Annotated in this window: 19 protein-coding genes; 15 read left to right on the top strand and 4 right to left on the bottom strand. The window is 59.9% G+C overall.

The annotated features are described in order from the left end of the window. Positions 1-9 precede the first annotated feature (9 nt). The 7 genes from ccoO (ACA055_RS09160) to ccoP (ACA055_RS09130) all read left to right on the top strand — a co-directional run bounded on the left by ccoO (ACA055_RS09160) (position 10) and on the right by ccoP (ACA055_RS09130) (position 5,482). Positions 10-618, top strand: coding sequence for a cytochrome-c oxidase, cbb3-type subunit II (gene ccoO, locus ACA055_RS09160; RefSeq protein ID WP_497683328.1), 609 nt, complete (start codon positions 10-12; stop codon positions 616-618). 3 nt (positions 619-621) lie between these two features. Then, a complete protein-coding gene (locus ACA055_RS09155) occupies positions 622-828 on the top strand; it encodes a cbb3-type cytochrome oxidase subunit 3 (RefSeq protein WP_497683327.1) in 207 nt (68 codons plus the stop codon). Beyond that, the gene (gene ccoP / locus ACA055_RS09150) at positions 825-1,778 is read left to right on the top strand and encodes a cytochrome-c oxidase, cbb3-type subunit III (RefSeq protein WP_497683326.1); all 954 of its coding nucleotides are present in this window, start codon (positions 825-827) and stop codon (positions 1,776-1,778) included. Before ACA055_RS09155 ends, ccoP (ACA055_RS09150) begins: the two co-directional genes overlap by 4 nt. Before the next feature lie 482 nt (positions 1,779-2,260). Next, positions 2,261-3,703, top strand: coding sequence for a cytochrome-c oxidase, cbb3-type subunit I (gene ccoN, locus ACA055_RS09145; RefSeq protein WP_497683325.1), 1,443 nt, complete (start codon positions 2,261-2,263; stop codon positions 3,701-3,703). Beyond that, on the top strand, positions 3,703-4,311 hold the full coding sequence (ccoO, locus tag ACA055_RS09140; RefSeq protein ID WP_010456412.1) for a cytochrome-c oxidase, cbb3-type subunit II: 609 nt from the start codon (positions 3,703-3,705) through the stop codon (positions 4,309-4,311). The genes ccoN and ccoO (ACA055_RS09140) overlap by 1 nt, the downstream gene beginning before the upstream one ends. Before the next feature lie 5 nt (positions 4,312-4,316). Next, positions 4,317-4,502 carry a CcoQ/FixQ family Cbb3-type cytochrome c oxidase assembly chaperone gene (locus ACA055_RS09135; protein WP_003175465.1) on the top strand — a complete coding sequence of 62 codons (186 nt, stop codon included), beginning with the start codon at positions 4,317-4,319 and terminating at the stop codon, positions 4,500-4,502. Continuing rightward, positions 4,499-5,482 carry a cytochrome-c oxidase, cbb3-type subunit III gene (ccoP, locus tag ACA055_RS09130; RefSeq protein WP_497683324.1) on the top strand — a complete coding sequence of 328 codons (984 nt, stop codon included), beginning with the start codon at positions 4,499-4,501 and terminating at the stop codon, positions 5,480-5,482. The genes ACA055_RS09135 and ccoP (ACA055_RS09130) overlap by 4 nt, the downstream gene beginning before the upstream one ends. Positions 5,483-5,560: 78 nt before the next feature. On the opposite strand, the gene ACA055_RS09125 is transcribed toward ccoP (ACA055_RS09130), so the two are convergent. Next, complete coding sequence (locus ACA055_RS09125; protein ID WP_497683323.1) at positions 5,561-6,556, bottom strand: metallophosphoesterase family protein; 996 nt, start codon at positions 6,554-6,556, stop codon at positions 5,561-5,563. A gap of 394 nt (positions 6,557-6,950) precedes the next feature. On the opposite strand from ACA055_RS09125, the gene ccoG reads away from it, so the two are divergent. The 8 genes from ccoG to ACA055_RS09085 all read left to right on the top strand — a co-directional run bounded on the left by ccoG (position 6,951) and on the right by ACA055_RS09085 (position 15,485). Next, positions 6,951-8,366 carry a cytochrome c oxidase accessory protein CcoG gene (ccoG, locus tag ACA055_RS09120; RefSeq protein WP_497683322.1) on the top strand — a complete coding sequence of 472 codons (1,416 nt, stop codon included), beginning with the start codon at positions 6,951-6,953 and terminating at the stop codon, positions 8,364-8,366. An 11-nt stretch (positions 8,367-8,377) separates the two neighbouring features. Continuing rightward, positions 8,378-8,917 carry a FixH family protein gene (locus ACA055_RS09115; RefSeq protein ID WP_497683321.1) on the top strand — a complete coding sequence of 180 codons (540 nt, stop codon included), beginning with the start codon at positions 8,378-8,380 and terminating at the stop codon, positions 8,915-8,917. A gap of 155 nt (positions 8,918-9,072) precedes the next feature. Then, positions 9,073-11,523 (top strand): heavy metal translocating P-type ATPase, encoded by a 2,451-nt coding sequence (locus tag ACA055_RS09110; RefSeq protein ID WP_497683320.1) that lies wholly within the window; start codon positions 9,073-9,075, stop codon positions 11,521-11,523. 24 nt (positions 11,524-11,547) lie between these two features. Further along, positions 11,548-11,766, top strand: a complete 219-nt coding sequence (gene ccoS / locus ACA055_RS09105; RefSeq protein WP_123360015.1) for a cbb3-type cytochrome oxidase assembly protein CcoS — start codon at positions 11,548-11,550, stop codon at positions 11,764-11,766. Beyond that, the gene (locus ACA055_RS09100) at positions 11,759-12,442 is read left to right on the top strand and encodes a sulfite exporter TauE/SafE family protein (protein ID WP_497683319.1); all 684 of its coding nucleotides are present in this window, start codon (positions 11,759-11,761) and stop codon (positions 12,440-12,442) included. Before ccoS ends, ACA055_RS09100 begins: the two co-directional genes overlap by 8 nt. Positions 12,443-12,644: 202 nt before the next feature. After that, entirely contained in the window at positions 12,645-14,027 is a 1,383-nt protein-coding gene (hemN, locus tag ACA055_RS09095; RefSeq protein WP_497684377.1) for an oxygen-independent coproporphyrinogen III oxidase, read from the top strand. Positions 14,028-14,122: 95 nt separating this feature from the next. Next, complete coding sequence (fnr, locus tag ACA055_RS09090) at positions 14,123-14,857, top strand: fumarate/nitrate reduction transcriptional regulator Fnr (RefSeq protein WP_497683318.1); 735 nt, start codon at positions 14,123-14,125, stop codon at positions 14,855-14,857. 79 nt (positions 14,858-14,936) lie between these two features. Continuing rightward, positions 14,937-15,485, top strand: coding sequence for an adenine phosphoribosyltransferase (locus ACA055_RS09085; RefSeq protein ID WP_497683317.1), 549 nt, complete (start codon positions 14,937-14,939; stop codon positions 15,483-15,485). Positions 15,486-15,619: 134 nt separating this feature from the next. On the opposite strand, the gene ACA055_RS09080 is transcribed toward ACA055_RS09085, so the two are convergent. From ACA055_RS09080 to curA, 3 genes are all read right to left on the bottom strand, one after another. Beyond that, positions 15,620-16,768 carry an acyl-CoA dehydrogenase family protein gene (locus ACA055_RS09080; protein ID WP_497683316.1) on the bottom strand — a complete coding sequence of 383 codons (1,149 nt, stop codon included), beginning with the start codon at positions 16,766-16,768 and terminating at the stop codon, positions 15,620-15,622. Positions 16,769-16,940: 172 nt separating this feature from the next. After that, entirely contained in the window at positions 16,941-17,543 is a 603-nt protein-coding gene (gene recR / locus ACA055_RS09075; RefSeq protein ID WP_497683315.1) for a recombination mediator RecR, read from the bottom strand. A gap of 65 nt (positions 17,544-17,608) precedes the next feature. Then, entirely contained in the window at positions 17,609-18,643 is a 1,035-nt protein-coding gene (curA, locus tag ACA055_RS09070; RefSeq protein ID WP_497683314.1) for an NADPH-dependent curcumin/dihydrocurcumin reductase, read from the bottom strand. Positions 18,644-18,856 lie beyond the last annotated feature (213 nt).

Raw genomic sequence — 18,856 nt, 5'->3', positions numbered from 1 at the left:
GAGTCCGCGATGAAACACGAAACCATCGAAAAAAACGTCGGCCTGCTGCTCTTGCTGATGGTCCTGGCCGTGAGCATCGGCGGTCTGACCCAGATCGTCCCGCTGTTCTTCCAGGACGTGACCAACAAACCGGTGGAAGGCATGAAGCCCTACACCGCGCTGCAACTGGAAGGTCGCGACATCTACATACGCGAAGGCTGCGTAGGCTGTCATTCGCAGATGATCCGGCCGTTCCGCGCCGAAACCGAACGCTACGGCCACTACTCGGTGGCCGGTGAAAGCGTCTGGGATCACCCGTTCCTGTGGGGCTCGAAACGCACCGGGCCGGACCTGGCGCGCGTCGGCGGTCGCTACTCCGAAGACTGGCACCGCGCGCACTTGTACAACCCGCGCAACGTCGTGCCGGAATCGAAAATGCCCGGCTATCCATGGCTGGTAGCCAATCAACTCGACAGCAGCAATACCGAAACGAAAATCCGCGCCATGCGCACCCTCGGCGTGCCGTACACCGACGACGACATCGCAGGCTCCGTCGCCTCGCTCAAGGGCAAGACCGAAATGGATGCCCTGGTCGCCTACCTCCAGGTGCTCGGCACTGCCATCAAGAGCAAGAGGTGAGCCATGGTCTTTGAATTCAGCAGTGGAATGATCCGCGGCCTGGGCACGGTCGTGGTGTTCGTGGCCTTCATCGGCCTGACGCTGTGGGTGTTCAACGGCAAGCGCAATCCGGAATTCGCCGAGGCGCGCCTGCTGCCGTTTGCCGATGAGCCACAACCCGACAACGCCACCACCCAAGAACCTGCAACAACAAGGAGTACCCGGCCATGACCACCTTCTGGAGTACGTGGATCTGCGTACTGACCATCGGCAGCCTGATCGGCCTGACCTGGCTGCTGATCGGCACCCGCAAGGGCGAAACCAAGGGCAGTGTCGACCAGACCATGGGCCACAGCTTCGACGGCATCGAGGAGTACGACAACCCGCTGCCGCAGTGGTGGTTCATGCTGTTCGCCGGCACGTTGGTGTTTGCTGTGGGTTACTTGATTCTTTACCCCGGCCTGGGCAACTGGAAAGGCGTGTTGCCGGGTTATCAGGACGGCTGGACCGGCGTGCATGAATGGGAAAAGGAGATGGACAAGGCCGATGCGAAGTTCGGACCGATCTTCGCCAAATTCGCCGCCATGCCTGTGGAAGAAGTGGCCAAGGACCCGCAAGCACTGACAATGGGCGGACGCCTGTTTGCCTCCAATTGCGCGGTGTGCCACGGCTCGGATGCCAAGGGCGCTTTCGGCTTTCCGAACCTGGCCGACAGTGACTGGCGCTGGGGCGGCACTGCCGACACCATCAAGACCACCATCCTCGGCGGGCGCATGGCGGCGATGCCAGCCTGGGGTGAAATCCTCGGTGACGCCGGCGTGAAAAACGTTGCCGCTTATGTGCGTCATGAGCTGGCCGGCCTGCCGTTACCGGACGACAGTGGTGCCGATCTGCACGCCGGACAGCAAGCGTTCAGCACGATGTGCGTAGCCTGTCATGGGGCAAACGGCCAAGGCACTGAAGCCATGGGGGCGCCGAACCTGACGCAACCGGCCGGATTCATCTACGGTAAAAGCCTGGCGCAGCTGCAACAGACCATTCGTCATGGTCGACAGGGCCATATGCCGGCGCAAAACGAACTGCTCGGTAACGATAAAGTGCAATTGCTGGCCGCTTATGTGTACAGCCTGTCACACGGTCTGAATACAGAGCGTTTGCAGGCTGAAGGCAAAGACGAATAATTCTCGACCGCTTTGCTGCCGCATTCACCCGGATGCGGCAGTTCCCTGCTCCTTTGCGACCAAGTGTCGCACCCTCCGTTAGTCCTCCTTTCGGTTCCCCAGATTCGGGTCTAAGCTTCCCCCGATGCGGACTGGCAGATGCCGGTTCCAGGTCAACCCGACCCGATGTGTTCGACGATTGTGCTCGATGACAGGCCGCAAAGGCTGGTAGATACCGGCTGTCGTGCCAGTTGCCATTGATCCCTTGTTCGCCTTCTTCGAACACACCCCGTTACATCCGACCTGATCCCTTCGACTTTTACGTCCGCTGCGACATTTTGTCCATGGGCAATTTTGACCTTACGCGACGCATGGAAAGGCCGCAGAATCAGCTTTTGAAAGCATTGACCCAGGTCATGGCGCGTTGCAATGACCCCCCGCTTTCTCCATACTTGCGGCCGATTTTTACTCCTAATAAAACACCCAAACCGTGGAACCTTAGAATGAGCACAGCAATCAGTCCGACTGCTTATAACTATAAGGTAGTCCGCCAGTTCGCCATCATGACGGTGGTCTGGGGGATCCTTGGCATGGGGCTCGGTGTCTTCATCGCCTCGCAACTGGTCTGGCCGGAGTTGAACTTCGGTCTGGCATGGACGAGCTTTGGACGCCTGCGCCCGCTGCACACCAACCTGGTGATTTTTGCCTTCGGTGGTTGTGCTCTGTTTGCCACTTCTTATTACGTCGTGCAGCGAACCTGCCAAACGCGACTGATTTCCGACAGCCTCGCCGCCTTCACCTTCTGGGGTTGGCAAGCGGTGATCGTCGGCGCGATCGTTACCTTGCCGATGGGTTTCACGACCACCAAGGAATACGCGGAACTGGAATGGCCCCTGGCTATCCTGCTGGCCATCGTCTGGGTTACCTACGGTCTGGTGTTCTTCGGCACCATCGTCAAGCGCAACACCAAGCACATCTATGTGGGTAACTGGTTCTACGGTGCCTTCATCGTTGTGACGGCGATGCTGCACATCGTCAACCACGCGTCCCTGCCGGTCAGCTTCTTCAAGTCCTACTCGGCTTACTCGGGTGCGACGGATGCGATGATCCAGTGGTGGTACGGCCACAACGCGGTCGGTTTCTTCCTGACCACGGGCTTCCTGGGGATGATGTACTACTTCGTTCCGAAGCAGGCCGAGCGTCCGATCTACTCCTATCGCCTGTCGATCGTGCACTTCTGGGCGCTGATCACCCTGTACATCTGGGCCGGTCCGCACCACCTGCACTACACCGCACTGCCGGACTGGGCTCAGTCCCTGGGCATGGCGATGTCGATCATCCTGCTCGCGCCAAGCTGGGGCGGCATGATCAACGGCATGATGACCCTCTCGGGCGCCTGGCATAAGCTGCGCACCGACCCGATCCTGCGCTTCCTGGTCGTGTCCCTGGCGTTCTACGGCATGTCGACCTTCGAAGGCCCGATGATGGCCATCAAGACCGTCAACTCGCTGTCGCACTACACCGACTGGACCATCGGCCACGTTCACGCCGGTGCCTTGGGCTGGGTGGCGATGATTTCGATCGGCGCGATCTACCACATGATCCCGAAACTGTTCGGTCGTGCACAGATGCACAGCATCGGCCTGATCAACACCCACTTCTGGCTCGCGACCATTGGTACCGTTCTGTACATCGCTTCGATGTGGGTCAACGGCATCACCCAGGGTCTGATGTGGCGTGCAATCAACGATGACGGCACCCTCACCTACTCGTTCGTCGAAGCGCTGCAAGCCAGCCACCCTGGTTTCATCGTTCGCGCCCTGGGCGGTGCGTTCTTCGCCAGCGGCATGCTGTTCATGGCCTACAACGTATGGCGTACCGTACGTGCCTCGAACCCGGCTGAAGCCAAAGCCGCTGAACAGATTGCTGTAGTTGGAGCTCACTGATGAAGCATGAAGCAGTCGAGAAGAATATTGGCCTGCTGGCCTTCTTCATGGTTATCGCCGTCAGCGTCGGCGGCCTGACCCAGATCGTTCCGCTGTTTTTCCAGGACGTCACCAACAAGCCGGTCGAGGGCATGAAGCCTCGCACCGCCCTTGAACTGGAAGGCCGCGACATCTACATCGCCAACGGTTGTGTCGGCTGCCACTCGCAGATGATCCGCCCGTTCCGTGCGGAAACCGAACGTTACGGCCACTACTCGGTCGCCGGTGAAAGCGTCTGGGACCACCCGTTCCTGTGGGGTTCCAAGCGTACCGGTCCGGACCTGGCCCGTGTCGGCGGTCGCTACTCCGATGACTGGCAGCGTGCGCACTTGTACAACCCGCGCAACGTAGTGCCCGAGTCGAAAATGCCGGCCTACCCGTTCCTCGTGGAAAACAAGCTCGACGGCAAAGACACCGCCAAGAAAATGGAAGTCTTGCGCACGCTCGGCGTCCCTTACACCGACGAAGACATCGCCGGCGCCAAGGATGCTGTGAAGGGCAAAACCGAAATGGACGCGCTGGTGGCCTATCTGCAAGGCCTGGGCACCATCATCAAAAGCAAACGGTGATTTAGATGGATATCGGGATGATTCGTGGCCTGGGCACCGTTGTTGTGATGGTGGCCTTCATCGGTCTGGCGTTGTGGGTGTTCAGTCCCAAGCGCAAGTCGGAGTTTGAAGACGCGACCTTGCTGCCTTTCGCGGATGATCCCGAAGCCATCAAGCACGTCGAGCAAGCTTCTAGGAGTAACAAAGAATGACTACGTTCTGGAGTCTGTACGTCACAGTCCTCAGTCTCGGCACCATCTTCGCCCTGACCTGGCTGTTGCTGTCCACCCGCAAGGGCCAGCGCAGCGAAGCCACCGAAGAAACGGTTGGCCACTCCTTCGACGGGATCGAGGAGTACGACAACCCACTGCCAAAATGGTGGTTCATGCTGTTCGTGGGCACCATCATTTTCGCGCTGGGCTACCTGGTGCTGTACCCGGGCCTGGGCAACTGGAAAGGCCTGTTGCCGGGTTACAACTACCTCGATAACGAAAAGCAGACCGCGTTCGCCAACGGCCAGACCGGCTGGACCGGCGTTCACGAGTGGGAAAAGGAAATGGCCAAGTCGGACGCCAAGTTCGGCCCGATCTTCGCCAAATTCGCCTCCATGCCCATCGAAGAAGTGGCCAAGGACCCGCAAGCCCTGAAGATGGGTGGCCGCCTGTTCGCCTCCAACTGCTCGGTCTGCCACGGCTCCGACGCCAAGGGCGCTTATGGCTTCCCGAACCTGACCGACGCCGACTGGCGCTGGGGCGGTGAGGCAGAAACCATCAAGACCACCATCATGGGCGGCCGTCATGCGGTCATGCCGGCGTGGGCTGAAGTGATCGGCGAGCAAGGCGTGAACGACGTCGCTGCGTTCGTGCTGACCAACCTCGATGGCCGCAAGCTGCCGGAAGGCGCCAAGGCCGACCCGGTTGCCGGCCAGAAGCTGTTCGCCGCCAACTGCGTGGCGTGCCACGGTCCGGCAGGTAAAGGCACCCCAGCGATGGGCGCACCTGACCTGACTCACCCGGGCGCGTTCATCTATGGCTCGAGCTTCGCTCAACTGCAGCAGACCATCCGTTACGGCCGTCAGGGCCAGATGCCTGCGCAAGAGCAACTGCAAGGCAACGACAAGGTTCACCTGTTGGCCGCTTACGTCTACAGCCTTTCTCACGGCGAGAAAGCACCGGCTGCGGACGCCCAGTAAAGGCAAACGCTTGATGCAATGAAAACGGCCCCGCCCATGTGAATGTGCGGGGCCGTTTTTATTCCAGCCTCAACCCGCTTACTTCAAGACAGGAATGACCCTCACGACTTCACGGCTGGGCCAGTTACTGTTGTATACGGCGCTGACCCTCAGAGACTGTCGATCTTCGGTGAAACTGGCAATCAGATAGGTTTGCTGAGAAGCAGACCCGCTCATGAATACCGGCACACTGCCAAATAGCTCCCATTTTCTGGCATAGATATGCATCCCTACCCCCCGGTGATCATGCCCGCCAAAGACAGCCGTCACCTTGTAATGGCTAATCATCTGTTTAAACCGGGAAATCTGCGCATCACTGCCTGCCCAGTCATAAACCTTGTGCATATTGAGAATAATAATCTTGCCCTGTGCTCTCGCGCTTTTCAGATCGCGCTCAAGCCAGTCCAGCGCATCCGTAATTTCAAAGGACGTTCGAGCAATCGGATTACCCGAAGTAAAACTAGTGGTGTAAGTCGGCTCATTATTCAATTGAACAACATGCACATCACCAAAACCCTTTGAGTAGGCTAGGCTGCCGTAATACATCGTCTCAAGACCTGCACTTCTTGCCGCCAGATCCATGGACACGCCCTTCCCCCAATAACGCGCCTTGAGGTCATTGATACTTCCGGCCGCACAATTATTCCAGAAGCAATCATCTACGTTATTGGCGTAATCATGATTACCCAAGCCGTAGTCATAGAGCCCTAGCAACTTGTTCTCGAAAACACTCCTCATGTACGAACGCTCATTACCATGGCCGAACGCCGTGATATCTCCATTAATCATTACAGGTATACGGGACGCTCCGCCGTTAAGACGTCTGAAGCTCGCAATATCGGAATACTGCAATTCAATCAACTCTTTTGATCGAGCTTCCTTATTGGGATCTGGCACACCTTTATCGGTCAGATCACTCCAGGGATACTGTGAATCAGAGGCAAACACCAAGTGCTGCGGAGTTTCAGCAAAAACAACAGTTGCACCCAAACAATTAACCAAAATCAAGGCGTAGCACGCCAGCCATTTATCCATTGATAATTTCATTGAATTCCATTTCCATTGATATTGATCAGCCGTTATTAGCGGCCATTGCGTTAAAAACGCAAAATACATTGAGCTCTGGCAATTCACAATTCAATGGAACTTATAGATCAACAGAATATATGTCCGACACTTCGTTAGTTGAGATCAAAAAATGAACAGCCTCTAACGAGTACTGACCGAGCGGCTATACTCAAAAGTCAATTGACCTGCATCACGTTTTGTTACATCTGCTACACCATTCGTGATTTTTCCCCAACGCGACCAAAGGTCGCACCCTTGGGCTAGAGCGACAGGCGTATCATTGCGCCACTGCAACACCTCTTTTTGACCGCGGTCGGCACGTACTGACCGAGGCATTTTTCCACTGCCGTGGGATGCAATGATGAGCAACCAGATTCCGGTACACGACGTCACTCCACCCACCAAGAACGCGAATAACAGCGTCGACCTCTACGCCTCTCGGGAAAAGATCTACACCCGCGCCTTCACCGGCTTGTTCCGCAATCTGCGAATGATGGGCGGGGCCGCGCTGTTCCTGCTGTATTTCGGTACGGTCTGGCTGAACTGGGGTGGTCATCAGGCCGTCTGGTGGAACCTGCCGGAACGTAAATTCTTTATCTTCGGTGCGACCTTCTGGCCTCAGGACTTCATCCTGCTCTCGGGGATTCTGATCGTCAGCGCCTTCGGCCTGTTCTTCATTACCGTGTACGCCGGTCGGGTCTGGTGCGGCTATACCTGCCCGCAAAGCGTCTGGACCTGGATTTTCATGTGGTGCGAGAAGGTCACCGAAGGCGACCGCAACCAGCGCATCAAGCTCGACAAAGCGCCCATGAGCGCCAACAAATTCGCGCGCAAGTTAAGCAAACACACGATGTGGTTGTTGATCGGCCTGGTGACCGGCCTGACTTTTGTCGGTTACTTCTCGCCGATCCGCGAACTGACCCTCGATTTCTTCACTGGCGAAGCCGATGGCTGGTCGTATTTCTGGGTCGGTTTCTTCACCCTCGCCACCTACGGCAACGCCGGCTGGCTGCGTGAGCAGGTGTGCATTTACATGTGCCCGTACGCGCGCTTCCAAAGCGTTATGTTCGACAAGGACACGATGATCGTTTCCTACGATCCGCGCCGTGGTGAATCCCGCGGCCCGCGCAAGAAAGGCGTCGACTACAAGGCCATGGGTCTGGGCGACTGCATTGACTGCACCATGTGTGTCCAGGTGTGCCCAACCGGTATCGATATCCGCGACGGCCTGCAAATCGAATGCATCGGTTGCGCCGCGTGCATCGACGCCTGCGACAGCATCATGGACAAGATGGATTACCCGCGCGGTCTGATCAGCTACACCACCGAGCACAACCTGTCCGGGCAAAAAACCAATAAACTGCGCCCGCGCCTGATCGGCTATGCCGTGGTGTTGCTGGCGATGATGGCGTTGCTGGCGGCCGCGTTCTTCATGCGTTCCCTGGTGGGCTTCGACGTCAGCAAGGACCGCGTGCTGTACCGCGAGAACGCCGAAGGCCGGATCGAAAACGTCTACAGCCTGAAGATCATGAACAAGGACCAGCGCGACCACACCTACGTACTGGATGCCACCGGCCTGCCGGACCTCAAGTTGCAAGGCAGGCGCGAAATCAAGGTCGCCGCCGGAGAGATCATGAGCCAGCCGGTCGAGTTGTCCGTCGCACCGGAAAAACTGCCATCGAGCACCAACGAGGTGAAATTCATCCTCAAGGATGCCGATGACGACAGCATCCACGTTGAAGCCAAGAGCCGATTCATCGGCCCACAAATTCGTTGAGAGAAGTGATCATGCCCGCAGCAAATGCCGCAAGTCCCTGGTACAAGCACCTTTGGCCGTGGATCATCATCGCCATCCTGGCCTGTTCGGTGACCCTGACCTTGTCCATGGTGACCATCGCGGTGAAAAACCCGGACAACCTGGTCAACGACAACTATTACGAGGCCGGCAAAGGCATCAACCGCTCCCTCGACCGTGAGCTGCTGGCGCAGACCCTGCTGCTGCGCGCCAGCGTGCATCTGGATGGCGTGACCGGCGAAGTCGACCTGCGCCTGAACGGCAACAGCCAGCCACAAACCCTTGAGCTGAACCTGATCTCGCCGACCCAACCGGAGAAGGATCGCAAGATCACCCTCGCCCGCAGCGGGACCGAGCAAGGCCGCTACATCGGCCAGGTGAACGACAAAGTCGATGGCCGCCGCTTTGTCGAATTGCTGGGGGTGCAGGACGGGAAAACGTGGCGCATGTTCGAGGAAGAAGAGGTCAGCCATGACAAGGATCTGCTGCTGGGTGACGAACCGCTGCAAGGTGCGGAAGACCTGAAGAAATAAACGCTGCGCTTCGCGCATTCGCGAGCAAGCCCGCTCCCACAGTGGATCTCCTCGTACACAAAGTTGTGCACGACACCGATCAAATGTGGGAGCGGGCTTGCTCGCGAAGAGGCCCTACCTGACGACAGAGATTCAGCGGCATTAGTGAATATCCGATGACCACGCCAACCCCCTGCTACCACTGCGCCCTGCCCGTCCCGGCCGGCAGCCGCTTCACCGCTGCCGTCCTCGGGGAAACCCGCGAGTTCTGCTGCCCGGGTTGCCAGGCGGTGGCCGAGGCGATTGTCGCCGGTGGGCTGGAAGGCTATTACCAGCATCGCAGTGAAGCATCGGCCAACCCCGAAGCCTTGCCGGTGCAGTTGGTGGATGAGCTGGCGCTCTATGATCGCGCTGACGTGCAGGCACCCTTTGTCCGTCACGAAGGTGAACTCGCCGAAACCACCCTGTTGATGGAAGGCATCAGTTGCGCCGCCTGCGGCTGGCTGATCGAGAAACACTTGCGCGGGTTGCCGGCGGTGGCCGAAGCGCGACTGAACCTGTCCAACCATCGCCTGCACGTCCGCTGGGCCGATGCGCAATTGCCGTTGAGCCAGGTACTGAGCGAGCTACGCCACATCGGTTACGCCGCACACCCTTATCAGGCGGACCGCGCCAGTGAACAATTGGCCAGCGAAAACCGCCTGGCCCTGCGCCAACTCGGCGTCGCCGGGCTGCTGTGGTTCCAGGCGATGATGGCAACCATGGCCACCTGGCCGGAATTCAACATCGACCTCAGCCCCGAACTGCACACCATCCTGCGCTGGGTCGCGCTGTTCCTCACCACGCCTATCGTGTTCTACAGCTGCGCCCCCTTCTTCAAGGGCGCCATGCGCGACTTGCGCACCCGGCACCTGACCATGGATGTGTCGGTATCGCTGGCCATCGGCAGTGCCTACATCGCCGGGATCTGGACGTCGATCACCGGGGTCGGCGAGTTGTATTTCGATGCCGTCGGGATGTTTGCACTCTTTCTGCTGGCTGGGCGTTATCTGGAACGTCGCGCCCGGGAACGCACTGCCGCCGCCACCGCGCAACTGGTCAATCTGTTGCCCGCCTCGTGTCTGCGCCTGAGTAGCGACGGCCAAAGCGAGCGGATTCTGCTGAGCGAACTGCGCGTAGGCGATCAAGTGCTGGTGCATCCCGGCGCGATCCTGCCGGCTGACGGCAAGATCCTCGATGGCCAGTCGAGCATCGATGAGTCCCTGCTGACTGGCGAATACCTGCCGCAACCCAGAACGCTGGGGGATGCCGTCACCGCCGGCACCCTGAACGTCGAAGGCGCGTTGACCGTCGAGGTCATGGCCCTGGGTCAAGACACCCGACTGTCCGCCATCGTCCGCCTGCTGGACCGTGCCCAGGCAGAAAAACCACGACTGGCAGAAATCGCCGACCGCGCCGCGCAATGGTTCCTGCTGCTGTCGCTGATCGCCGCCGCGTGCATCGGCCTGCTCTGGTGGGAACTGGATTCGTCGCGCGCCTTCTGGATTGTCCTGGCGATGCTGGTCGCGACCTGCCCGTGCGCTTTGTCCCTGGCCACGCCGACCGCCCTCACCGCCGCCACCGGCACCTTGCACAAACTGGGTTTGCTGCTGACTCGCGGCCATGTGCTCGAAGGTTTGAACCAGATCGACACCGTGATTTTCGACAAGACCGGCACGCTCACAGAAGGTCGCCTGGCGCTGCGGTCGATCCGCCCCCTCGGTGCGCTCGATAGCGATCAATGCCTGAGTCTCGCCGCCGCATTGGAAAACCGTTCCGAACATCCGATTGCCCGCGCGTTTGGCCGCGCGCCCCTGGCCGCCGAAGAAGTCCACAGCACACCGGGTCTTGGCCTCGAAGGCTTGGTCGGTGAACAACGCCTGCGTATCGGCCAACCGGGGTTTGTCTGCGAGCTCAGTGGCGCGGCGGTGCCGGTGATGCCGAATGAAGCCGGCCAATGGCTGCTGCTCGGTGACCGCCAGGGACCGCTGGCCTGGTTCGTCCTCGACGACCGCTTGCGCGCCGACGCACCGGCCCTGCTCGCGGCCTGCAAAGCCCGGGGCTGGCGCACGCTGTTGCTGTCCGGCGACAGCTCGCCGATGGTCGCCAGCGTCGCGTTTGAATTGGGCATCGACGAAGCCCGTGGCGGCCTACGTCCCGACGATAAATTGCAGGTCCTGCAACAGCTACACAAGGAAGGTCGCAAAGTATTGATGCTCGGTGACGGGGTCAACGATGTGCCGGTGCTGGCCGCCGCCGACATCAGCGTGGCCATGGGTTCAGCCACGGATCTGGCGAAAACCAGTGCCGACGCTGTGCTGCTGTCGAACCGCCTCGATGCGTTGGTACAAGCCTTCAGCCTCGCTCGGCGCACCCGTCGGGTAATCATCGAGAATCTGCTGTGGGCCGGGCTGTACAATGGCCTCATGTTGCCGTTCGCCGCCCTCGGCTGGATCACACCGGTATGGGCCGCGGTCGGCATGTCCATCAGTTCGTTGACCGTGGTGCTGAACGCCCTGCGCCTGACTCGCATGCCGAGCGCGCCTGCCGCCAGCGCCACGCCAGAAACCCGCCCGCTGCCGGCCTGAGCCGCGCGGGCATGGAGTCCACCGATGCCAGCTCTCTACGTGATGATCCCGGCCGCGCTGCTGATCGTGGCCATCGCTATCTACATTTTCTTCTGGGCGGTCGACAGCGGTCAGTACGACGACCTCGACGGCCCGGCCCACAGCATCCTGTTCGACGACCAGGACCCGAATCACAAGGCAGCGGTCGACGAAGCCAGCGGCCATCCGGCCAAGCCGGACGACAAGGCGCCCCCACATGTTTGAGTTGGCGCCACTGTTGGTGTCTGCGGTGATTCTCGGCCTGCTCGGTGGCGGGCATTGCCTGGGTATGTGCGGCGGTTTGATGGGCGCGTTGACCCTGGCGATTCCCAAGGAGCAACGCAGCCGACGCTTTCGACTGTTGCTGGCCTACAACCTGGGGCGAATTCTCAGCTATGCCGCTGCCGGTGTGTTAATCGGCCTGGCGGGCTGGGCAGTGGCCAACAGCCCGGCGGCGATGTTCATGCGGATCATTGCTGGACTGTTGCTGGTCGCGATGGGGCTGTACCTGGCTGGCTGGTGGAGCGGCCTGACCCGCATCGAAAGCCTCGGTCGCGGCCTGTGGCGGCATATCCAGCCAGTTGCCAACAAACTGCTGCCGGTATCGAGCCTGCCCCGCGCATTACTGCTGGGCGCGCTCTGGGGCTGGCTGCCGTGCGGGCTGGTTTACAGCACCTTGCTGTGGTCGGCGAGCCAGGGCAATGCGCTGGACAGTGGATTGTTGATGCTCGCCTTCGGGCTCGGCACCTGGCCGGTGCTGCTGGCCACGGGCCTGGCGGCTGAGCGGGTCACGGCGTTGTTGCGCAAACGCAGCGTGCGCATGACCGGCGGTTTGCTGGTGATTATGTTTGGCATCTGGACCTTGCCGGGGCCGCATCAGCATTGGCTCATGGGGCATTAGATCGGCGGTGCGCCCTTCGCGAGCAAGCCCGCTCCCACAGGTTTTGTAAACACTGCAAATCCGGTGTGGGAGCGGGCTTGCTCGCGAAGAGGCCCGCACCAACAACACAAATCTCGACCCGTTGATGCAAATCAAGATGCCCCTACGCCGCGCCCCCTAGACTCGCTGACACTGCCAGCCTATCCGGGGGAATGCCCGCATGATGCTCGACGCCATTCGTTGGGACACCGATCTGATCCGCCGTTATGATCTGGCGGGCCCGCGCTACACCTCATATCCGACTGCCGTGCAATTCGACGGGCATGTCGGCACCTTCGACCTGTTCCACGCGCTGCGCGAAAGCCGCAAGGCCCTGCGCCCGTTGTCGCTGTACGTGCACGTACCGTTCTGCGCGAACATTTGCTACTACTGCGCCTGCAACAAAGTCATTACCAAGGACCGCGGCCGCGCGCTGCCCTATTTGCAGCGCCTGGAACAGGAAATCCAGCTGATCGCCTGCCACCTCGACCCGGCACAGAAAGTCGAGCAATTGCACTTCGGTGGCGGCACGCCGACTTTTCTCAGTCACGACGAACTGCGCCAATTGATGGCCCGGTTGCGCAAAAGCTTCAATTTGCTGGACGACGATTCCGGCGACTACGGCATCGAAATCGATCCCCGCGAAGCCGACTGGTCGACCATGGGCCTACTCCGTGAACTGGGCTTCAACCGGGTCAGCATCGGCTTGCAAGACCTTGACCCGGCCGTGCAACGAGCGGTCAACCGCCTGCAAAGCCTGGAAGAAACCCGCGCGGTGATCGACGCGGCCCGCACGCTGCAGTTTCGTTCGATCAACATTGATCTGATCTATGGCTTACCAAGACAGACACCTGAGAACTTCGCCCGTACGGTCAATGAAGTCATCAGCCTGCAGCCGGACCGGCTGTCGGTATTCAACTACGCGCACCTTCCAGAACGCTTCATGCCGCAACGACGGATCAACAGCGACGAACTGCCGACCCCGGCGCAGAAACTGGAAATGCTCCAGGGCACCATCGAGCAACTGACCGCAGCCGGTTACCGCTACATCGGCATGGACCACTTCGCGCTGCCCGACGATGAACTGGCGATTGCCCAGGAAGAATCGACCCTGCAACGCAACTTCCAGGGCTACACCACCCATGGTCATTGCGATTTGATTGGCCTGGGCGTGTCGGCCATCAGCCAGATCGGCGACTTGTACTGCCAGAACAGCAGCGATCTGAATCAGTACCAGAACGCCCTGGCTTGCGCGCAACTGGCGACCAATCGCGGCCTGTTGTGCAACGCCGATGACCGTCTGCGGCGCGCGATCATTCAGCAACTGATTTGCCATTTCAGCCTGGAGTTCGCGCAAATCGAACAAGCCTTCAACATCGATTTCCGGGGCTACTTCGGCGAACTCTGGCCGCAACTGCAGGGCATGGCCCGGGACGGACTGATCGAACTGGACAACGACAAAATCACCGTACTGCCCGCCGGACGCTTGTTGGTGCGCTCAGTGTGCATGGTGTTCGATGCGTATCTGGAACAACAGAATCGCCAGCGGTTTTCGCGGGTGATTTAAGGCCGTGTGGCAAATTCGCCACACGCTGGCCTGAATGTCCTCCCGTGGGTTACCCTTACGTCTTATGTGTGTTTTTTCCCACAAGGATTTAAGAAATGTCCGAGCCAGTAAAACTGCGCGCTCATAGCCAGGCCCATTGCAAGGATTGCAGCCTGGCTCCCCTCTGCTTGCCACTTTCTCTGAATCTGGAAGACATGGATGCGCTGGACGAAATCGTCAAACGTGGCCGCCCGTTGAAAAAAGGCGAATTCCTGTTCCGCCAGGGCGACACCTTCGATTCCGTTTATGCAGTTCGCTCTGGCGCCCTGAAGACCTTCAGCCTGAGCGATGGCGGCGAAGAGCAGCTCACCGGCTTCCACCTGCCGAGCGAATTGGTCGGCCTGTCGGGCATGGACACCGAAAAGCATCCCGTCTCGGCGCAAGCCCTGGAAACCACGTCGGTGTGCGAGATTCCATTCGAACGACTCGACGAACTGGCCGTGCAACTGCCGCAACTGCGCCGTCAGTTGATGCGCGTGATGAGCCGCGAAATTCGCGACGATCAACAAATGATGCTGCTGTTGTCGAAGAAAACCGCCGACGAGCGCATCGCCACCTTCCTGGTCAACCTCTCGGCACGCTTCCGCGCCCGGGGTTTTTCGGCCAACCAGTTCCGCCTGAGTATGTCGCGTAACGAAATCGGCAATTATCTGGGCCTGGCGGTGGAAACCGTGTCCCGGGTGTTCACGCGTTTCCAGCAAAACCAGCTGATCGCCGCCGAAGGCAAGGAAATCCACATCCTCGACCCGATCCAGCTCTGCGCCCTGGCCGGCGGTTCAATCGAAGGCTGACGATGCCGGTTGCGGCTGAGCGAAACAGTTCAGCCGCCGTTATACTGCGACGTTTGCAGCCTGCCAGGACACCTCGACGATGGTCTTCGACTCCTTCGACATCAAATCCCTGATCCGCCCCGTGATCGATTTCCCCAAGCCAGGCGTGATCTTTCGCGACATCACCCCGTTGTTCCAGTCGCCCACGGCCCTGCGCCTGGTGATGGACAGCTTCGCCCACCGTTATGTCGAGGCCGACTTCACCCACATCGGCGCGATGGACGCCCGTGGGTTCCTGATCGGTTCGGTACTCGCTTATCAGCTGAACAAGCCGCTGGTGCTGTTCCGCAAGCAAGGCAAACTGCCGGCCGACGTGCTGGCCGAAGGTTATGCGACCGAGTACGGCGAAGCCTTTCTTGAAGTCCATGCCGACAGCCTGTGCGACGGCGATTCGGTGGTGATGTTCGATGACCTGATCGCCACCGGCGGTACGCTGATTGCGGCGGCGAACCTGATTCGGCGGATGGGCGCGCGGGTACATGAAGCGGCGGCGATCATTGATCTGCCGGAGTTGGGTGGATCGCAGCGGTTGGAAGACATGGGGATTCCTACTTTTTGCCTGACCCAATTTGCGTTGAGCGATAAGTAAGCGGCGCCTGCACGGACGCCTTCGCGGGCAAGCCCGCTCCCACAGTGATCTTTATCGTACTCACGATTTGTGTCTACCGATGATCCCCTGTGGGAGCGGGCTTGCCCGCGAAGCGTCAGCCGCCACACCACCGACTAAAGCCCCATCTGCTTACTGATGATTTCGTTCATCACTTCCCGCGTACCACCGCCGATCGACAGAATCCGGTTATCCCGGTACAGCCGTTCCACCAGGCTCTCGCGCATATAACCGAGGCCACCCAGGATCTGCACGGCATCCGTGGTGATCCGGTCCGCCGTGTCAGTGGCAAAATTCTTGGCCATGGAAATCTCCTTGATCACACTCTGCCCCGCCGCCATTTTCGCTGCCTGGCGATAGGTGAATTCCCGTGACACCTCCAGCGCCGTGGCCATTTCAGCGAGGCGGTGCTTGAGCACCTGAAACTTGCCGATAGGTTTGCCAAAGGCTTCGCGCTGACGAGCCCATTTCAGGCTCTCTTCCAGGGCCAGTTGCGCGGTCATGTTGGCCATTAGCGCCAGGGCCAGGCGTTCACTCTGGAAGTTGCCCATGATGCAGGCGAAGCCCATGTTCTCGGCACCGATCAGATTTCCTACAGGCACCCGGCAATCGTCGAAGAACAACTCGGCGGTGTCCGACGCCCACCAGCCCATTTTCTTCAGCTGACGGCCGACCGTGAAACCCGGCGTGCCCTTTTCGATCAACAGCAGGCTGATACCGCCGAAACCCGGCGCGCCGGTACGCACCGCAACGGTGTAGAAGTCCGCGCGAACGCCACTGGTAATAAAAGTTTTGCTGCCGCTGACCCGGTAGAAATCACCGTCACGCACGGCGTGGGTTTGCAGGTTGGCAACGTCGGAGCCGCCGCTGGGCTCGGTCACGGCCAGGGCGCTGATCTTCTCGCCAGCCAGCACCTGAGGCACCACGCGGTCGCGCACTGGCGGCCTGGCCCACTTGAGAATCGGCGGCAGACCGATGTCCAGCGAGCCGAGCCCTGCCACCAGACCACCGGAGCCGCAACGCATCAGTTCTTCGCTGGCGGCGATCTTGGCGAACAGGTCACCTTCGTGGCTGCCTCCCAGAGCTTCTGGATAACCGATCCCCAGAATCCCCGCCGCACCGGCCTTGAGGTAGAGCTCACGGGGAAAGCTTTCCGCTTCTTCCCACTGGTCGATGTCCGGAAGAATCTCGCGCTCGACGAAACGTCTGACGCTGTCGCGGACCAATTGGTGGCTGGGATCGAAGTATTCCTGAAAGGCAGGCATCGGCGAGCTCCACTGAAGGTTCAGCGAAGTTAACCGAGCGCTTGCTTGGTTTTCAAGGGGATTGTGTGAATCTGAGGGACCGAGGTGCGCCCTTCGCGAGCAAGCCCGCTCCCACAGGAGAACGCGATCCAATGTGGAAGCGGGCTTGCTCGCGAAGGCGACAGTTCAGACGCTACAAGGTAATCGGCTTACGCCCCGCAAACGAATGCGCCAACGTCCCGCCATCCACCAGCTCCAGCTCGCCCCCCAACGGCACGCCATGGGCGATGCGCGAGGCAATCAGGCCTTTATTGCTGAGCAACTGAGCAATGTAGTGCGCCGTGGCTTCACCTTCCACCGTCGGGTTGGTGGCGAGGATGACTTCCGTGAACGTGCCCGCCTCTTCAATTCGCGCCAGCAGTTGCGGAATGCCGATGGCTTCTGGCCCGAGCCCGTCGAGAGGCGACAGATGGCCCTTGAGCACGAAGTAGCGACCGCGAAAACCGGTCTGTTCCACCGCATAGACATCCATCGGCCCTTCCACCACGCAGAGCAAGGTGTCGTCGCGACGGGTGTCGGCGCATTGCGGGCAGAGGTCGTCTTCGGTCAGCGTGCGGCACAACCGGCAGTGCCCGACCCCTTCCATGGCCTGGCTCAATGCCAAGGCCAGGCGCGAGCCGCCGCTGCGATCACGTTCGAGCAACTGCAACGCCATGCGCTGGGCGGTTTTCTGACCCACACCCGGCAAAGTTCGCAGGGCGTCGATCAGTTGGCGAATCAAAGGGCTGAAGCTCATGGGGAAAAGTCCGACAAAACAACGAGACGCGGTTTATACCCGCGCCTCTGTTTAGCGTCAATTACTCAGTCCTGCGCGACCCGCACGACCAGTTTGCCGAAGTTGCGTCCTTCCAGCAGACCGATGAATGCCTCGGGTGCGTTCTCCAGGCCATCGACCACGTCTTCGCGGAATTTCACCTTGCCTTCACGCACCCACGGCGCCATGGCACTGACGAATTCCGGCTGACGGTCACCGTAGTCGTCGAACACGATGAACCCCTGGATGCGCACACGCTTGGTCAGCAGCGTGCGCTGCAGTTGCGGCAGGCGATCCGGGCCGGTCGGTGCTTCGTGGGCGTTGTAGGAAGCGATCAGGCCACAGAGCGGAATCCGCGCCTTGGGCTTGAGCAGTGGCAGCACCGCGTCGAACACCTTGCCACCGACGTTTTCGAAGTAAATATCGATGCCTTCGGAGCACGTCCTGGCCAATTCATCGGCGAAGTTCGGGCTCTTGTGGTCGAGACAGGCATCGAAGCCGAGTTCTTCAACCACATAACGGCATTTCTCCGCACCACCGGCCACACCGACTACGCGCAGCCCCTTGATCTTCGCCACCTGACCGACCACCGAACCCACCGCGCCGGATGCAGCTGCGACCACCAGGGTTTCACCAGCCTTTGGCTGGCCGATGTCCATCAGGCCCATGTACGCGGTCATGCCTGGCATGCCCAGCACGCCCAACGCCATCGACGGGCTCGCCAACCCCTTCGGCACCGGAATGATGTTGCGACCGTCGCTGATGCTATGGCTTTGCCAACCGGTGACGCCCACCACCAGATCACCTTCATGGAATTTCGGGCTCAGCGAGCGCTCGACCCGACTGACAGCACCACCGGTCATTACCTCGCCGATTTCCACTGGCGCAGCGTAGGACGGCGCATCACTCATGCGTCCACGCATGTAGGGGTCCAGCGACAGATAAAGGGTCTTGAGCAACACCTGACCGTCGGCCAGGTCCGGCAGCGCTTCCCGCTCCAGGCGAAAATTCTCCGGCGTCGGCGCGCCTACCGGGCGTGACGCCAGGACGATACGTTGGTTGAGGGTCAATGCTTGTGGCATGTGAGCGTCTCCTTTGATCGGTGAATTTGCCGGTATAGGGGAGCAGACCTTTGTGGCGGTATGGCGTTCGATGTTTCTTCCGGGGAACCGGGTCGACTTCTTCGCGAGCAAGCCCACTCCCACATTGGATCTCCAGTGTTCACAAATCCAATGTGGGAGCGGGCTTGCTCGCGAAGGCGGCATCACAGGCTCCACATCTCCAACAGCCAGAAA

The organism is Pseudomonas sp. LBUM1657 (genome assembly GCF_059716075.1).
This window is presented reverse-complemented; position numbering and strand designations above follow the sequence as displayed.

What these genes read in the sequence shown, in the direction of transcription:
- ccoO (WP_497683328.1), top strand. Translation starts at nt 10, where the DNA reads ATGAAACACGAAACCATCGAAAAAAACGTCGGCCTGCTGCTCTTGCTG.
- ACA055_RS09155 (WP_497683327.1), top strand. Translation starts at nt 622, where the DNA reads ATGGTCTTTGAATTCAGCAGTGGAATGATCCGCGGCCTGGGCACGGTC.
- ccoP (WP_497683326.1), top strand. Translation starts at nt 825, where the DNA reads ATGACCACCTTCTGGAGTACGTGGATCTGCGTACTGACCATCGGCAGC.
- ccoN (WP_497683325.1), top strand. Translation starts at nt 2,261, where the DNA reads ATGAGCACAGCAATCAGTCCGACTGCTTATAACTATAAGGTAGTCCGC.
- ccoO (WP_010456412.1), top strand. Translation starts at nt 3,703, where the DNA reads ATGAAGCATGAAGCAGTCGAGAAGAATATTGGCCTGCTGGCCTTCTTC.
- ACA055_RS09135 (WP_003175465.1), top strand. Translation starts at nt 4,317, where the DNA reads ATGGATATCGGGATGATTCGTGGCCTGGGCACCGTTGTTGTGATGGTG.
- ccoP (WP_497683324.1), top strand. Translation starts at nt 4,499, where the DNA reads ATGACTACGTTCTGGAGTCTGTACGTCACAGTCCTCAGTCTCGGCACC.
- ACA055_RS09125 (WP_497683323.1), bottom strand. Translation starts at nt 6,556, where the DNA reads ATGGATAAATGGCTGGCGTGCTACGCCTTGATTTTGGTTAATTGTTTG.
- ccoG (WP_497683322.1), top strand. Translation starts at nt 6,951, where the DNA reads ATGAGCAACCAGATTCCGGTACACGACGTCACTCCACCCACCAAGAAC.
- ACA055_RS09115 (WP_497683321.1), top strand. Translation starts at nt 8,378, where the DNA reads ATGCCCGCAGCAAATGCCGCAAGTCCCTGGTACAAGCACCTTTGGCCG.
- ACA055_RS09110 (WP_497683320.1), top strand. Translation starts at nt 9,073, where the DNA reads ATGACCACGCCAACCCCCTGCTACCACTGCGCCCTGCCCGTCCCGGCC.
- ccoS (WP_123360015.1), top strand. Translation starts at nt 11,548, where the DNA reads ATGCCAGCTCTCTACGTGATGATCCCGGCCGCGCTGCTGATCGTGGCC.
- ACA055_RS09100 (WP_497683319.1), top strand. Translation starts at nt 11,759, where the DNA reads ATGTTTGAGTTGGCGCCACTGTTGGTGTCTGCGGTGATTCTCGGCCTG.
- hemN (WP_497684377.1), top strand. Translation starts at nt 12,645, where the DNA reads ATGCTCGACGCCATTCGTTGGGACACCGATCTGATCCGCCGTTATGAT.
- fnr (WP_497683318.1), top strand. Translation starts at nt 14,123, where the DNA reads ATGTCCGAGCCAGTAAAACTGCGCGCTCATAGCCAGGCCCATTGCAAG.
- ACA055_RS09085 (WP_497683317.1), top strand. Translation starts at nt 14,937, where the DNA reads ATGGTCTTCGACTCCTTCGACATCAAATCCCTGATCCGCCCCGTGATC.
- ACA055_RS09080 (WP_497683316.1), bottom strand. Translation starts at nt 16,768, where the DNA reads ATGCCTGCCTTTCAGGAATACTTCGATCCCAGCCACCAATTGGTCCGC.
- recR (WP_497683315.1), bottom strand. Translation starts at nt 17,543, where the DNA reads ATGAGCTTCAGCCCTTTGATTCGCCAACTGATCGACGCCCTGCGAACT.
- curA (WP_497683314.1), bottom strand. Translation starts at nt 18,643, where the DNA reads ATGCCACAAGCATTGACCCTCAACCAACGTATCGTCCTGGCGTCACGC.